The 15571-nt window shown below is 69.6% G+C and carries 13 protein-coding genes; 7 read left to right on the forward strand and 6 right to left on the reverse strand.

Annotation, left to right across the window (positions count from 1 at the left end; genetic code table 11):
• The first annotated feature begins 97 nt into the window (after positions 1-97).
• The 5 genes from D7X74_RS14965 (at position 98) to D7X74_RS14985 (ending at position 8331) form a co-directional block, all read left to right on the forward strand.
• Positions 98-2092 (forward strand): alpha-1,4-glucan--maltose-1-phosphate maltosyltransferase, encoded by a 1995-nt coding sequence (locus tag D7X74_RS14965; RefSeq protein ID WP_120533638.1) that lies wholly within the window; start codon positions 98-100, stop codon positions 2090-2092.
• A gap of 17 nt (positions 2093-2109) precedes the next feature.
• Complete coding sequence (gene treS / locus D7X74_RS14970) at positions 2110-3759, forward strand: maltose alpha-D-glucosyltransferase (protein WP_120533639.1); 1650 nt, start codon at positions 2110-2112, stop codon at positions 3757-3759.
• A 6-nt stretch (positions 3760-3765) separates the two neighbouring features.
• On the forward strand, positions 3766-5100 hold the full coding sequence (locus D7X74_RS14975) for a phosphotransferase (protein ID WP_120533640.1): 1335 nt from the start codon (positions 3766-3768) through the stop codon (positions 5098-5100).
• Complete coding sequence (gene glgB / locus D7X74_RS14980) at positions 5097-7301, forward strand: 1,4-alpha-glucan branching protein GlgB (RefSeq protein ID WP_120533641.1); 2205 nt, start codon at positions 5097-5099, stop codon at positions 7299-7301. Before D7X74_RS14975 ends, glgB begins: the two co-directional genes overlap by 4 nt.
• A 64-nt stretch (positions 7302-7365) precedes the next feature.
• Positions 7366-8331: an aldo/keto reductase gene (locus D7X74_RS14985; RefSeq protein WP_120533642.1), complete on the forward strand. Its 966-nt coding sequence runs from the start codon at positions 7366-7368 to the stop codon at positions 8329-8331.
• A gap of 64 nt (positions 8332-8395) precedes the next feature.
• Here the strand turns inward: D7X74_RS14985 and D7X74_RS14990 are convergent, their stop codons facing one another.
• The 3 genes from D7X74_RS14990 to D7X74_RS15000 all read right to left on the reverse strand — a co-directional run bounded on the left by D7X74_RS14990 (position 8396) and on the right by D7X74_RS15000 (position 9925).
• Positions 8396-8746 (reverse strand): PilZ domain-containing protein, encoded by a 351-nt coding sequence (locus D7X74_RS14990; RefSeq protein ID WP_233595363.1) that lies wholly within the window; start codon positions 8744-8746, stop codon positions 8396-8398.
• Between the two features lie 133 nt (positions 8747-8879).
• Positions 8880-9608: a heme oxygenase (biliverdin-producing) gene (locus D7X74_RS14995; protein WP_120533644.1), complete on the reverse strand. Its 729-nt coding sequence runs from the start codon at positions 9606-9608 to the stop codon at positions 8880-8882.
• 53 nt (positions 9609-9661) lie between these two features.
• Positions 9662-9925, reverse strand: coding sequence for a hypothetical protein (locus D7X74_RS15000; RefSeq protein ID WP_120533645.1), 264 nt, complete (start codon positions 9923-9925; stop codon positions 9662-9664).
• 403 nt (positions 9926-10328) lie between these two features.
• On the opposite strand from D7X74_RS15000, the gene D7X74_RS15005 reads away from it, so the two are divergent.
• A complete protein-coding gene (locus D7X74_RS15005; RefSeq protein ID WP_120533646.1) occupies positions 10329-11735 on the forward strand; it encodes a sorbosone dehydrogenase family protein in 1407 nt (468 codons plus the stop codon).
• Between the two features lie 33 nt (positions 11736-11768).
• Here the strand turns inward: D7X74_RS15005 and D7X74_RS15010 are convergent, their stop codons facing one another.
• Genes D7X74_RS15010 through D7X74_RS15020 form a run of 3 tightly spaced genes read right to left on the reverse strand, consistent with a single transcriptional unit; the run spans position 11769 to position 13898 of the window.
• Complete coding sequence (locus tag D7X74_RS15010; protein WP_120533647.1) at positions 11769-12296, reverse strand: gamma-glutamylcyclotransferase; 528 nt, start codon at positions 12294-12296, stop codon at positions 11769-11771.
• A 16-nt stretch (positions 12297-12312) separates the two neighbouring features.
• Positions 12313-12903 (reverse strand): GbsR/MarR family transcriptional regulator, encoded by a 591-nt coding sequence (locus D7X74_RS15015; protein ID WP_120533648.1) that lies wholly within the window; start codon positions 12901-12903, stop codon positions 12313-12315.
• Entirely contained in the window at positions 12900-13898 is a 999-nt protein-coding gene (locus D7X74_RS15020) for a polyprenyl synthetase family protein (protein WP_120533649.1), read from the reverse strand. Before D7X74_RS15020 ends, D7X74_RS15015 begins: the two co-directional genes overlap by 4 nt.
• Before the next feature lie 193 nt (positions 13899-14091).
• Between D7X74_RS15020 and D7X74_RS15025 the strand changes: the two genes are divergently transcribed.
• A partial coding sequence (locus D7X74_RS15025) for an MFS transporter (protein ID WP_120533651.1) occupies positions 14092-15571 on the forward strand: 1480 nt, incomplete at its 3' end.

The raw sequence follows: 15571 nt of genomic DNA on the forward strand, positions 1-15571 counted from the left end.
CAACGCGACCAGGCGGTCGCCTTCTTCAATCAACAACACCCGCACATTGCCGCCTGGAGCCACCCACTCACAGTCCTATAAGGCACCGCCAGCCGATATGACCGACCGACTCGGAAGCGTGTTCATCGAGAGCGTCCAGCCGGAGCTGGACGCAGGGCGCTACGCCATCAAGCGCATCGCCGGAGAGAGCCTGACCGTCCGCGCGGACATCTTCAAGGAAGGCCACGACGTCCTCGTGGCCGTCGCGCGCTGGCGCCAGGTCACCCCCGCCGCCCAGAAGACCGAATGGGCGGAGGTACCCCTCACCCCCAAAAGCAACGACGCGTGGGAGGGTGTCATCCCCCTCGCCCGCAATGGCCGCTACGAATACACGATTGAAGCGTGGCCGGATCTCTTCCGCACCTGGGCGCACGAGCTGAAGCGCAAGGTGGACGCGGGCCGCGACGTGAAGAGCGAGCTGCTCGAAGGCGCGGCCCTGCTGGAAGGCGCCGCCGTGCGCGCGAAGGCCGTCTCCGCCGAGGACGCCCGCTCGCTCGCCGAGGCAGGGGCGCGCCTGCGCACCCCACCCTCGCCGGAACACCTGCTCGTCGCCCTGTCGCCCGAGCTGGCGGACACCGCGTCGCGGCACCCCGACCGGTCGCTCGCGCGCCGCTATGACGAGGTGCTGGAGGTCTTCGCGGACCGGGAGAAGGCGCGCAACGCGGCCTGGTACGAGTTCTTCCCGCGCTCGGCGAAGCGCGACGGCAAGACGCACGGCACCTTCAAGGACGCGCAGGACTGGCTGCCCTACATCCAGAAGCTCGGCTTCGACACCGTCTACCTCCCGCCCATCCACCCCATCGGCCGCACCGCGCGCAAGGGGAAGAACAACACCCTCAACGCGCAGCCCGGTGACGTGGGCAGCCCCTGGGCCATTGGCGCGAAGGAGGGCGGCCACAAGGCCATCCATCCGGAGCTGGGCACGTTCGCGGACTTCGCCGCGTTCGTGGACGCGGCGAAGGCGCATGGCATCGAGGTGGCGTTGGACCTCGCGTTCCAGTGCGCGCCGGACCACCCCTACGTGAAGGAACATCCGGAGTGGTTCCAGCACCGCCCGGACGGCACCATCAAGACGGCGGAGAACCCGCCCAAGCGCTACGAGGACATCGTCAACTTCGACTGGATGGGCCCCGCGCGCGACGCCCTCTGGCAGGAGCTGAAGTCCGTCGTCCTGTTCTGGGTGGACCACGGCGTGCGCACCTTCCGCGTGGACAATCCGCACACCAAGCCCATGCAGTTCTGGCACTGGCTCATCCGCGAGGTGCAGGACCTGCATCCGGACGTGCTCTTCCTGTCGGAGGCCTTCACGCGTCCCAAGGTGATGAAGGCGCTGGGCAAGGTGGGCTTCACCCAGTCGTACACGTACTTCACCTGGCGCCTCTTCAAGGACGAGCTGCGCACGTACCTGGAGGAGATCACCCAGCCTCCGGTGGCGGACTACTTCCGCGGCAACCTCTGGCCCAACACGCCGGACATCCTCCCGGAGAACCTCCAGAACGCGGGCCCCGGCGCCTTCCGCCTGCGCGTGGCGCTGGCCTCCACGCTGTCGTCGGTGTGGGGCATGTACTCCGGCTATGAGCTGTGCGAGGGCCGTCCGGTGCCGGGCAAGGAGGAGTACCTGGACTCGGAGAAGTACCAGCTCGTCGCGTGGGACTGGGACAAGCCGGGCAACATCTCCGACTGGATTTCGAAGCTCAACGCCGCGCGCAAGCAGCACCCCGCGCTCCAGCAGTACTCGGGCCTGCGCTTCTTCGAATCCGACAACGAGCGCGTCCTCTTCTACGGCAAGCGCACGCCGGATGGCACCAGCACGGTGCTGGTGGCGGTGAGCCTGGATCCGTACGCGCCGCAGGAGGCGCTCTTGCACGTCCCCATGGAATGGCTGGGCGTGAAGCCGGAGGAGACGTACCAGGTGCACGAACTGATGGCCGACCAACGCTCCCTGTGGCAGGGACCGGACGTGCAGGTGCGCCTGACGCCGGAACAGCCCGCGGCCGTGTATGCCGTGTATCGCTTCCGCCGCACCGAGCACGCGTTCGACTACTTCGAGTGACACCCTCCGAGAGGCGTATGGACCTGGATCCGCTCTGGTACAAAAAGGCGCTCATCTACGAGCTGCACATCCGCGCATTCCACGACTCGAACGGGGACGGCCACGGGGACATCCCGGGCCTCATCGAGAAGCTGCCCTATCTCCAGGACCTGGGCGTGGACTGTCTGTGGCTGCTGCCGCACTACCCTTCCCCGCTGCGCGATGACGGCTACGACATCGCGGACTACTACGGCATCCACCCGGACTACGGCACGCTGGCGGACTTCCAGCGGCTGGTGGAGGAGGCGCACAAGCGCGGCCTGCGCATCCTCACCGAGCTGGTGGTGAACCACACCAGCGACCAGCACCCCTGGTTCCAGGAGGCCCGCCGCGACCCGAAGAGCCCCAAGCGCAACTGGTACGTCTGGAGCGACACCGACGAACAGTACAAGGGCACGCGCATCATCTTCACCGACACGGAGCGCTCCAACTGGACGTGGGATCCGGTGGCCAAGCAGTACTTCTGGCACCGCTTCTTCAGCCACCAGCCGGACCTCAACTACGACAACCCCGAAGTGCAGGAAGCCATGCTGGACGTCATGCGCTTCTGGCTCAACATGGGCGTGGACGGGTTCCGCTGCGACGCCGTGCCCTACCTCTTCGAGCGCGAGGGCACCAACTGCGAGAACCTCCCGGAGACGCACGCGTTCTTGAAGCGCCTGCGAAAGACGATCGACTCCGAGTACCAGGGCAAGGTGCTGCTCGCGGAGGCCAATCAGTGGCCCGCCGACGTGCGCAAGTACTTCGGCGAGGGCGACGAGTTCCACATGGGCTTCCACTTCCCGGTGATGCCCCGCCTGTTCATGGCGGTGCGCCGCGAGGACCGCACGCCCATCGTGGAGATCATGCAGCAGACGCCGGAGATCCCGGACAACTGCCAGTGGGCCATCTTCCTGCGCAACCACGATGAGCTGACGCTGGAGATGGTGACGGACGAGGACCGGGACTACATGTACCGGGAGTACGCCACCGACCCGCGCATGCGCATCAACCTGGGCATCCGCCGCCGCCTGGCGCCGCTGATGGACAACGGCCGGCGGCGCATCGAGCTGATGCACAGCCTGCTGTTCACCCTGCCCGGCACGCCGGTCCTCTACTACGGGGATGAAATCGGCATGGGCGACAACATCTACCTGGGCGACCGCAACGGCGTGCGCACGCCCATGCAGTGGACCGGCGACCGCAACGCGGGCTTCAGCCGCGCGGACTACGCGCGCCTGTTCGCGCCCGTCATCGCGGACCCCGTCTACGGCTACCAGGCCATCAACGTGGAGGCGCAGGACCGGCAGAAGTCCAGCCTGCTGCAGTGGGTGAAGCGGATGATCCGCATCCGCCAGCGCTACCCCGTGTTCGCCATGGGCAGCTTGCGCTTCCTCACGACGGACAACCGCAAGGTGCTGGCCTTCGTGCGCGAATGGGAGGGCCAGTCCGTGCTGGTCATCTGCAACCTGTCGCGCTTCGCGCAGCCGGCCGTCCTGGACATGCGCGAGCTGAGCGGCTCCGTGCCGGTGGAGCTGATTGGCGAGACGGCGTTCCCCCGCATCAGCGACCTGCCCTATCAGTTGTCGATGGGCCCCTACATGTTCCTGTGGTTCCGGTTGGACAAGCCTCTGCCGGGGAAGGAGTAAACGCGCGTGACACCCTTGGACCTGACAAAGCTGCCCGACTTCCTCAAGGCCCAGCGCTGGTTCGCCGGCAAGGCGTGGCCCATCAAGAGCGTCAGCGTGGCGGACCACGTGAACATGGAGCTGGGCACGTGTTCGTTCACCCTCGCCATCGTGGAGGTGGTGTACGAACTGGGCCAGCCGGAGCGCTACCAGCTCCTGGCGCGGCAGACCCCGGAGGGCCTGACGAGCGCGCTGGAGGACGACACCTGCGTGCGCGCCCTCTTCGCCCTGGCGCGGGAGGGTCGCGAGCTGCCCTCCGGCTCCGGCCGCGTGCTGGGCGAATGGATTGCCTCCACCGACAGCGGCGTGGCCCTGCCGGATCCGCTGCCGGTGCGCCGGCTGAGCGTGGAGCAGAGCAACACGTCGCTCGTGCTGGGGGAGCGGGTCATCATCAAGGTCATCCGCAAGCTCGAAGCGGGCGTGAACCCCGAGTACGAGGTTGGCCGCTTCCTCGCGACGAAGACGTCCTTCCGCGCGACGCCGCAGTTGTTGGGCGCGCTCAACCTGGAAGGCCCCGCGGGCGCGACGTTGGCCCTGGCGCACCGCTTCGTGCCGGACGCGGTGGACGGCTGGAAGTACACGCTGGACCGGCTGCGCCAGACGAAGGCCCTGGGCGACGGCTTCCTGACGGACATGCGGGAGCTGGGCGCGCGCCTGGGGGACCTGCACAAGGCCTTCGCCTCCGCGGCGCCGGACGATCTGGCCTTCTCCCCGGAGCCCCTGTTGCTGGAGGACCTGCAGCGCTGGAGCGCGTCCATCGTGGGCGAGCTGGGCGTGACGCTGGCGGACGCGGGCCGGCTGCACGCGGACCTGGAGGGCCGGCGCGACGGACTCATCGCGTACGCGAAGAAGCTGGCGCACGTGACGCCGTCCGGACAGAAGATCCGCATCCACGGCGACCTGCACCTGGGTCAGGTGCTGCGCTCGGAGAACCAGTGGCTGTTCTTCGACTTCGAGGGAGAGCCCTCGCGTTCGTTCACCGCGCGCCGGGAGAAGTACAGCGCGCTGCGCGACGTGGCGGGGATGATCCGCTCCTTCGACTACGCGGAGGCCACCGTGGCGCTGGAGGGCGGCCAGCCGCGCGGGCGCGTGGGCCCCACCCGAGACGCGTTCCTGGAGGGCTACCGCGCGGCGACCCGAGGCGCGCCCTTCCTGCCGGACACCGACGAAGCGTTTGAGGTGATGTTGCGCGCCTTCGAGCTGGAGAAGCTGTTGTACGAAGTGCGCTACGAGCTCGCGAACCGGCCCGACTGGGTGCGCATCCCCGTCGAGGCCCTGTTGCGGATGGAGGATGCCCAGTGAGGAAGCCGGCGGACAGAGCACAGGTGGAGGCGGAGCTGCAACGCGTGGTGGAGCTGCGCCATCCGGAGCCGCACTCCGTGCTGGGCGTCCACCCGGACGGGGACGGCATGGTGGTCCGGGCCTACCGGCCGGAAGCCGTGTCCATCCACGTGCTGCCGGAGTTCGGCGGCAAGGTGCCCATGGTGCACCGCACCGGCGGCGTCTTCGAGGCGCGCATCAACGGCCGCACGGAGCCCTTCAGCTACCTCTTGGAGGTGGAGTACCCGGGCAAGAAGGTCTTCACGCTGCGCGACCCGTACAGCTTCCTGCCCACGCTGGGGGAGCTGGACCTGTACTTCGCCGGCGAGGGCCGCCACGAGCGGCTCTGGGAGCGCATGGGCGCGCACCTCATCCACCACAACGGGGTGAAGGGCACGTCCTTCGCCGTCTGGGCGCCCACGGCGGCCAGCGTGTCGGTGGTGGGTGACTTCAACGGCTGGGACGGGCGCCTGCACAGCATGCGGCGCATGGGGTCCTCCGGCATCTGGGAGCTGTTCGTCCCGGAGGTCGGCGAAGGCACCCGCTACAAGTTCGAGATCCGCCCGGGCCACGGCGGCGGCCGGCTGCTCAAGTCGGATCCGTTCGCCTTCCGCACGGAGACGCCGCCGGCCACCGCGTCGGTGGTGCACGACCTGGCCCGCTATTCCTGGGGCGACACCGCGTGGCTGGAGGCCCGGGAGAAGCACACGGACGCCGCGCGCCAGCCCTGGAGCGTCTACGAGGTGCACCTGGGAAGCTGGCGCCGCGTGGTGGAGGACGGCGACCGGCCCATGACGTACCGCGAGCTGGCGCCGGAGCTGTCGCGCTACGTGAAGGAGCTGGGCTTCACGCACGTGGAGCTCCTGCCCGTGGCGGAGCATCCCTACGGCGGCTCCTGGGGCTATCAGGTGGGCGGCTACTACGCGCCCACGTCGCGCTTCGGCCACCCGGACGACTTCCGCTACCTGGTGGACTACCTGCACCAGGAGGGCGTCGGCATCATCGTGGACTGGGTGCCGGGCCACTTCCCGCGCGACAGCCACGCGCTGGGCGACTTCGACGGCACGTCCCTCTACGAGCACGCCGACCCGCGCAAGGGAGCGCAGCCGGACTGGGGCACGCTCGTCTTCAACTTCGGCCGCAACGAGGTGCGCAACTTCCTCATCGCCAACGCGCTGTTCTGGCTGGAGGAGTACCACATCGACGGGCTGCGCGTAGACGCGGTGGCCTCCATGCTCTACCTGGACTACAGCCGGAAGCACGGCGAGTGGATCCCCAACCGCTGGGGCGGCCGCGAGAACGAGGAGGCCATCCAGTTCCTGCGCGAGCTCAACGACACCATCCGCCGCAAGCACCCGGGCGTGGTGGTCATCGCGGAGGAGTCCACCGCGTGGCCCAAGGTGAGCCAGCCCACGAGCGAGGGCGGCCTGGGCTTCCACTTCAAGTGGAACATGGGGTGGATGCACGACACGCTGTCGTACTTCGGCAAGGATCCCATCCACCGGCAGTACCACCACAACCAGCTCACCTTCGGCCTGCTGTACGCGTTCAGCGAGCACTTCATGCTGCCGCTGAGCCACGACGAGGTGGTGCACGGCAAGGGCAGCCTCTACGGCCGCATGCCGGGAGACCCGTGGCAGAAGCGCGCCAACCTGCGCGCGCTCTTCGCGTGGATGTGGGCCCACCCGGGCAAGAAGCTGCTCTTCATGGGCGGTGAGTTCGGCCAGCCCGGCGAGTGGAACCACGACAAGAGCCTGGACTGGCACCTGCTGGATGACGCCGGCCACAAGGGCATCCAGAAGCTGGTGGGGGACCTGAACCGCGTCTACCGCGAGCTGCCCGCGCTGCACGACGCCGACAGCGAGCCGGTGGGCTTCCAGTGGCTCCAGCCGGACGCCTCCGCGGCGAACGTGCTGGCCTTCGTGCGCCGCTCGCGCACCCCCGGGCGTCACGTGGTGTGCGTAGCCAACCTGTCCCCGGTGCCGCGTGAGAATTATCGCGTGGGCTTCCCACTCCACGGCCGTTACGTGGAGTTGGTCAACAGCGACGCAGGGGAGTACGGCGGCAGCGGCCTGGGCAACAACGGTCAGGTGCACACCGAACCCACGGGCTGGGATGGTCAGCCGGCGTCGGTGGCCCTCACCCTGCCCCCGCTGTCGGTGGTGTGGTTCACGCCGGGCTGACAAGGGCGCCTGGAGCGCGTCCTTTCGTCCGGTGACTTCACGGCGGCAACGAAAGGACGCGCGAATGGCCTCGCAGGCAGCGACGAAGCGGAAGCTGGGAACGACCGGGCTGGAGGTGTTCCCACTGTGTCTGGGCGGGAACGTCTTCGGCTGGACGAGCGATGAAGCCACCTCCTTCGCCGTGCTCGACGCGTTCGTCGAAGGCGGCGGCAACTTCATCGATACCGCGGACGTGTACTCGCGGTGGATCCCCGGTCACCAGGGCGGCGAATCGGAGACGGTGCTGGGCAGGTGGATTGCCTCGCGCAAGGCGAGGGAGCGCGTGGTGGTGGCCACGAAGGTCGGCGCGGAGACGGCGCTGGGCAAGGGCCTGCGTCGCGAGCACATCGAGCAGAGCGTGGACGCCTCCCTGCGCCGCCTGGGCGTGGAGCGCATCGACCTGTACTACGCGCACTACGACGACCCGAACACGCCCTTCGAGGAGACGCTCCGCGCCTTCGACGCGTTGGTGAAGGCGGGCAAGGTGAAGGCGCTGGGCCTGAGCAACCACACCGCGGAGCGCGCCGCGGAGGCGCTGGCCACGCAGAAGCGCCTGGGGCTCGCGCGCTATGAGGTGCTCCAGCCGGAGTACAACCTGGTCGAGCGCCCCGGCTTCGAGAACGCACTCCAGCCGCTGAGCGAGAAGGAGGGGCTCGCGGTGGCGCCCTACTTCGGGCTCGCGTCGGGGTTCCTCACCGGCAAGTACCAGGAGGGACAGCCGGCGCCGCGGTCCGCGCGCGCGGGTGGCGTGCTGAAGAAGTACGGCAACGCGAAGGGCTGGGGCGTCGTGGCCGCGCTGAAGAAGGTGGCGCAGCGCCGGGGTGCCAGCGAGGCGCAGGTGGCGCTCGCGTGGCTCGCGACGCGGCCCACGGTGGTGGCGCCCATCGCCAGCGCGACGTCGGTGCCGCAGGTGAAGGAGCTGCTGGGGGCGTTCAGCCTGAAGCTGGAAGCGGACGACCTGCGCGAGCTGGACGGCGCGTCGTCGAAATAACGTGTTTCACGGGGCGGGCCCGGGCGTCATGACACCGGGCCGCGGCTCCGCGGTGTCGCAGCCGTCAGGTTTCATCCGCGACGAGCACGGTCTTCAACCGCTCCAGCGTCTCATCCGGCACGTCGATGAAGGACAGGCCGATCTCGAAGCGGGCCACGGCGTCCTTGGGTAGCTTGACGGCCCAGACGATGCGGGCCGTACATTCCAGGGAGCTGCCGTCCGGCAGGAACAACTCCAGGTCCAACCGCGAACCCACGTCCTGCGGCTCGTCGGAGTAGATGCGGGCGCCGCCGAGGCTGACGTCGAGCACCTGCTTCTTCTCCCCAATCTTCATCCGCGCGGGGCGCGAATAGAGGGGAGCCTGGAGCCTGGGGAAGGAGCGGCGATCGATGTTCGAGGTCATCTGGGTCGTCACGATCAGCCATCCTAGCGTGCCTGTCACGAAAGGGCATATCGCCCTCCCAGACGAGGATATGACCCGTGGGGTGGGACGACCCGCCGTGGGTTTACAGTCACCCCATCCCCAAGGGCCGTGTTGTCTGAATGCGTCAGGGATTGAACGGGCCGCGTGGGTTCTCGATACCGGGAGCGTCTCGCGCCAGCTCGTCGCAGATGAGGCCCTGGATGCGGAACGCCAGCCGCGCTTCCTGGACCACCTCCTGGGACTCGAGTTCTCCCAGCGCCACCTCGTCCAGTCGCGCCACCAGCCGACGCTGGAAGGCCTGCATCTCCCCCTCGGACACCGCGTTGTAGAAGGCGGTGCCTCGACCGCCCTCCAGCTCGAACGCCTGCGCGACCAGCTCCGCGCGCTGGGGCGCCGTGAACAGGTCCTGCACGCACCGGGCGTAGGCGTGCGCGAGCAGCAGGTGGGGCGCCTCCGTGGCCACCTCGTGGATGCGCTCCGCGTGCAGCCGCGTCTCCGCGCACGCGAAGGGCTGCGTGCGCGTGTCACCGCAGAACCAGTCCAGATCCGCCGCCAGCGCCGAGGCACGCCGCAGCTCCGGCAGCCGCAGCACCCGCGCGAGCGCGACGTCCTTCACCGCCGGCAGCGCGGACTCGAAGGCCTCGTAGAGGACGTGCAGTTGGCGCAGGTGGTTCACGTAGTGCCGGGCCCGCACGAACTGTCCATACACGCCGCCGTTCCATGAACCGTGGAAGAGCGCCTCCAGGAAGGTGGACTGCTCCACCTGTCGCCGCGCACTGCCCGTCCCCTCCTCCAGGCGCACCGACAGCGGCTGGGAAGACGTCTCGGCCGGCGCGGCCGCCGCGGTCCCCATCCGCCGATCCCTGGCGGAGCGGATGCCACCCCACCGCAACGTGCCCTGGGGGCTCACTGCTTCCACCCGCCGTTGGGCGCCCCATGCGCGGGGGCCGGGGGCTCCGACGCCTCGGGCTCGTGGCGGGGCTGCTGCGACGCCGCCTCCAGGTGGTGGATGGCCTCCAGCAGCGTGTGGCCCAGCGCGCGCAGGACGTCCTCCTCCAGGCGCAGCGTCACCGGCCCCACCGCCAGGTGGATGTGCCCACAGCTGCACCGCGTGACTTCGGCGCACGGGCCTCGCGCCAGCACCGCCCTGCAGCATTCCTGACCGAGCATCGCGACCTCCTATTGACTTTGATTATCGAAATCAAATTCATGAAGCCACAACGTCCCGCCGGGGTCAAGCCGATCCGCGCCGTTTCCGGATCCCCTGCCCGCCATCGACACCCTAAAGACAGACATGAAACATCAATAAAAACATACAAAACGACTGTCTTTGCCCACCAATGACAGACATTTGCCGATTCAAGTGCGACGGCGCGGAGGGACCCTCACCCCGGGGAAATGGCTGCTTTTCTGTTCATGTAGGCATGAGGGTTCTGGGACACCTGGAAACTGGCTGAAGGTTTGTTCAGGTCCCTTCGCGGCCACTGAAAAACTGGCTGCAGTTTTGTTCAGTATCCGTTCAGTCCAAGTGAGGGCACCTCGCGTCGAAGTGTCCGGTTAGAAAAAGGGGACCATGCGGCTCACCCTCGTGCTGACGACCTTCCTGGGGCTGGCGTCCTTGCAGCCCGGCTGCCGTTCCAACGACGCCCTCCCCTCCCCGGCTCCGCCCGAGAACCCGGACTCGGCGCTGGGGGACGCGGGCCTGGCGGACGCTGGCGACACCACGGATGCGGGACTCCCCGCCGAGCTGACCCTCCAGCAGGTGGAGGTGCGGGTTCCGGCCGGAATGAATGCGCAGCCGTTCAACGTGACGCGCTCCCTGAACATCCCTTCAGGCATGCAGGTGTCCGTCTGGGCGCGGGTGCCGGGTGCCCGGTTCATCGCCTTCTCTCCGGAGGGCACCCTGCTGGTGTCGGTGCCCGGGCAGAACCGGGTGATGCAGGTGCGCCCCCGGGACGGGCAGGCCCCGGAGGTGACGCAGTGGGCGTCCGGCCTGGGCCGGCCGCACGACATCGTCTTCCACGAGCGCGACGGCCAGGTGTGGGTATTCCTGTCGGAGAAGAACCGCGTCACCCGCTCCCGGTGGACCGCGGGCGAGGCGACGCGCGGCCCGGTGGACACCGTGGTCTCCGGCCTGCCGGATGCGTCCCTGCCGGAGCTGCAGGGCGCGTACGGGCACGAGCTGAAGAACCTCGCGGTGGACTCGCGGCACCGGCTGTACGTGGCCATCGCGTCCACCTGCAACGTGTGCCTGAGCGACACGACGAGCGACCCGCTGCGCGGCGCCATCTACCGCTGGAACTGGGACGGCGGATCGCGGGAGCTGTTCGCGCGGGGCCTGCGCAACGCGGAGGGGCTGGCGTGGGTGCCGGGCACCGACACGCTGTGGGTGGCGGTCAACAACCGCGACAACACGCCCTACCCGCTGGATGACGGCACGGGGAAGTACGGCAAGGTCATCCCCGAGTACGTGGACAACCACCCGCCGGAGGCCCTCACGTCCGTGCGCGCCGGGGGGCACTACGGCTGGCCCTTCTGCAACTCCAACCCGGACTCACCTGGCGGCCTGAAGCACATGCCCCTGGACCGCGACTACGACATGAACCGGGACGGCTCGAGGGCGGACTGCGCGACGTTGGACAGGACGGACCAGGGCATCCAGGCGCACTCGGCGCCGCTGGGCCTGACGTTCTTCGACAACGGGGAGGTCCACCCGGGATGGAAGCGCGGCGCGCTGGTGGCCTACCACGGCTCGTGGAACCGCACGGAGCGGACCGGCTACAAGGTCACCGCGTTCCCGTGGGATCTCGCGACGAACCAGCCCACGGGCGAGGTGGACGTCGTCACCGGGTTCAAGAACCCGGACCTGAGCGTGTGGGGCCGGCCGGTGGACGTGGCCCTGGCGCCGGGCGGCGGCTTCATCATCAGCGACGATCAGGCCGGCGCGCTCTACCGCGTGGAGCCCGCCGCGCGGCCGTGACCTCCGGGCCTCGCGGCGGATTGCGCGGGAGCTTCAGCGCGTCTCGCCGCGGCCCAGCTTCGCCACGTAGTCCGCGGGCAGCCCGGCGCTCGTCGCACCGCGCACCAGCGCCTCCACGAAGCGCGGGCTCACCGGCCCGTCCTGCGACGCCCGGCGCGGGTTGGTCACGAACGCGGTGGCCTCCAGCTCCTGGCCATCCACGCGCACGCGCACCGTGCGCTCCACGCACATGCCGGTGACGAAGCCCTCCTTGTGCTGGACGATGGACCAGTCCTTGCCGGCGATCTGGAAGAGCCGGCCATACACGCGCGCGCCCGGCGCGTCGGTGAGGCCCGCCACCCGTCCACCCCACCAGCGCGAGGGGAAGTCGTAGACCAGATCCACGTCCAGCGCCTCGGCGAGCTGGCCTTCGGGCAGATCGAAGAAGCCGTAGCTGTGCTGGTCCCTCCATTCCTCGAAGGCGGCCCGGTCCAGGATGGTCGAGTACGCGAAGTACAGCCGGGGCGCGTCCGCATCCGCCTGCGCGCGCGCCTTCATCACCTGATCGTAGTGCGAGTCCATGCGTGCCCTCCTACCACTAGCCCTTGCGCGAAAGGGCGCCGTCGCGGAACGCCCCCAGCACACCCGCAACGTCCAGGCGCGAGGTCTTGATGAACAGCCGCAGCGCCCGCTCCACGTGCTCGGCCAGCGTGGCCATGCGCTCCAGCCGGCGCAGCCGTTCGGTGGGCAGGCCGCCCACGCCTTCCGCCAGCCGGCGCGCCTCCGACAGGTCCGCCCGGATGCGGGTGACGAAGGCCGCCTCGCGCTCCTCCACCACGTGCGTCACCATCCGCACCAGGTCCGTCTCCGCGGAATAGCGCCACACCGTGTCCTGCGGCACGCGCACCCGCTGCACGGCGCCCCAGCGCTCCAGGTCGCGCAGCAGCATGGACACGCCGCCCTTGGACAAGTCCAGCTCGCGCTCGATTTCGCCCGCGGTCAGCGGCTCACCGCGCAGGTACAGCAGCGCCCACACGCGGCCCTGGTTGCGCTTGAAGCCCCAGAACTCGATGACGTTGCCCACCGCCTCCACGGCGATGGACTCCCACGGCGCCAGCCGGGCGTTGTCCAGCGGAGCAGCGGTCTTCTGGCTCCCGGGATCCCCCCCCGTCCACAGGTAGCCTTTCACGCAGCGCGTCCCTTGACCTGATGGGCGATGCCCTCGGCCAGCTTGTGCGCCCAGCTGGCCAGCTCCGCGCCCGCCGCGTCCTTGGAGTAGGCCCCCAGCTTGTCCAGCGCCGCCTCGACCTCGGCGTTCATCATCGCCATGGACGCCTCCACCGCGCCGGTGGCCTCGATGGCGTTGCCAATCTCCCGCGTGCGCTCCGGGGTGATGACGGAGAACGCCCACGCGTCCTTGAGCTTGCGGCGCAGCGACTCATCGCGCGCCACCGCCAGCAGGATGGGCAGCGACGGCGTGCGCGAGTGCACGTCCGCGTACCGGGGCTTGCCCACGTCCGTGCCCAGGATGTCGCGGATGTCGTCGGCGATCTGGAACGCCACACCCAGGTGCCGGCCGAACGCGTCGAAGCGGGCCATGGCCTCCGGCTGATCCGCCAGCGTCGCGGCCGCCTTGCCGCACCAGCCGAACAGGGAACCCGTCTTGCCCTCGGCGATGTAGCGCAGCCGCGTGAGCGGCAGGTTCATGTCGCCCCGCGCCTCCACCTCCGCGATGGCCGCGCGGGTCATCTCCGTGACGATGGCCAGCCCGCTCTGCACCACGCGCGCGTCCAGCAGGGACAGCTGCGTGAGCGCCGTGGACAGGATGAGGTCGCCGCTCATCACCGCGACGATGTTGCCCCAGCGCGCGTTCACCGTCGGGCGGCCCCGGCGGTACATGCCCGCGTCCACCACGTCGTCGTGCAGCAGGCTGGCCGAGTGGATCATCTCCGCCGCCACACCCACATCCACCAGCCGCGCCGCCGGAACCCCCACCACCCCACCGAACAGGCGCACGAGCATGGGCCGCGCACGCTTGCCCCCCGTGCCCAGGCACAGATGACGCGCCGCGTTCATCAGCGTGTCACCTTCCACGTCCGGTCCGACGTCGCCATCCGCGAGCAGTGCGTTCAGCCGCTGCTCCACCTGCCCCAGAAACTCCGTCAGCTCGTGAGCGACATCCATGTACGCGGTCTCCTTCAGGCGTTCATATAGTTCAAGACCGCTTGAACCGCACCTGAATCCAACCTGCCCAGCGGGCAGCCGGACAGCGCGAGGAACGTCAGGGATAAGGCCGGTTGGTGGGCGGCCATGCGCCCGGGCCACACCGGGGGTGCTGTTGAGGGGGAATGGAGGGGCGTGGGACATCTGGGGCCGCGTGTCCCCCGCCGCCTTCCGCCGCCACCTCGTCCAGGGTTTCGCTTCCCTCGCCACCGGAGTTCCGCTCTTCCGTCCCGGGGCTTCCCTGCCCGGTTCGTCGGCGCCGCTCCTGGGGGCCCCACCGCCCCCGGACAGCCACCGGGGCCCGCCCGTCCACCGGAGGCTGCGCGGGTCGCTGCGCATGTCCGTCGTGGAGGGGATGTTCGCGGAGGTGTTCACCGCGTGCGCGGGTGCCACGGTGCTCACCGCGTGGGCCATCGCGCTGAAGCTGGGCCCCTTCCTCGTGGGCGTGATGACGGCGCTGCCGTTCTTCGCCCAGTTCGTGCAGTTCCCCGCCGCGTGGCTGACGCTCTGCTTCGGTCACCGGCGGGTGGCGCTCACCGCCGTGTGCCTGTCGCGGCTCGTGATGCTGCCCCTGGCGGTGCTGCCCTGGCTGAAGCTGTCGCTCGCGGGCCAGCAGCACCTGCTCCTGGGCGTGGCCGGCCTGTCCGCGCTCCTGGCGGTGGTGGGCAACAACGCCTGGGTGGCCTGGATGGGGGAACTGGTGCCGCGCGCCGTGCGGGGCCGCTTCTTCGGCAAGCGCACCGCGCTCACCACGCTGATGGGCACCGGCGCGTCGCTCACCGCGGGCCTGCTGATGGACCGGCTGCGGATGGTGGACGGCGTGGGCATGGCCCTGCCGCTGCTGGCGCTGGCCGCCTGCGGGATGGGGCTCGTCACCACGCTGATGATGGCCGCGCAGCATGACCCCGCGCCCCCGGGCAGCTCGCCCCGCCTGGAGCTGAAGGCGGCGCTGCTGCCCTGGAAGGATGACGGCGCCCGGCGCGTGCTGCTGTATCAGGTGGCGTGGAACGCGGCGGTGGGCGTGTCCGCGCCCTTCTTCGCGCTGCACTCCCTGCAGAACCTCAAGATGACCTTCGTCATCATGGCCCTGCACGCGGCGGCGGTGGCGGGCGTGCGCGTGCTCACCGCCTCCATGTGGGGCCGCGCCATCGACCGGCTGGGCGCGCAGCCGGTGCTGATGGCGTGCTCGCTGGGGATCAGCGTCATCCCGCTCTTGTGGCTCCTGCCGTCCGCGGGGACGCTGTGGCCGCTGCTGTTCGACGTGCTGCTGGCGGGCTCGCTGTGGAGCGGCCACGGCCTGGCCATCTTCGCGCTGCCCCTCACGGTGGCGCCGCGCCGGGGGCGGCCCTTCTACCTGGCGGCGTTCGCCACCGCGGGAGGTCTGGCCTACGCGGCGGCGGCGGCCCTGGGAGGCGCCCTGGCCGCCCGCATCCCCCAGCAGTTCATGCTGGGCGGACACCTGTGGGCGAACCTGCACGTCCTCTTCGTCGTGTCGGCGGTGGCCCGCCTGGGCGCGGCGTTCCTCGCGGCCCGGGTGAACGAGCCCGGAGCGGCCACCGCGCGCACCGTGGGCCAGGTGGTGGAGCGGCTCCTGCCCCGCCCCCGCCCCGCGCAGCGCGGGGCGGGGGCGGGGC

It is taken from the genome of Corallococcus sp. CA047B (assembly GCF_003612065.1).
GTDB classification, from domain to species: Bacteria; Myxococcota; Myxococcia; order Myxococcales; family Myxococcaceae; genus Corallococcus; species Corallococcus praedator.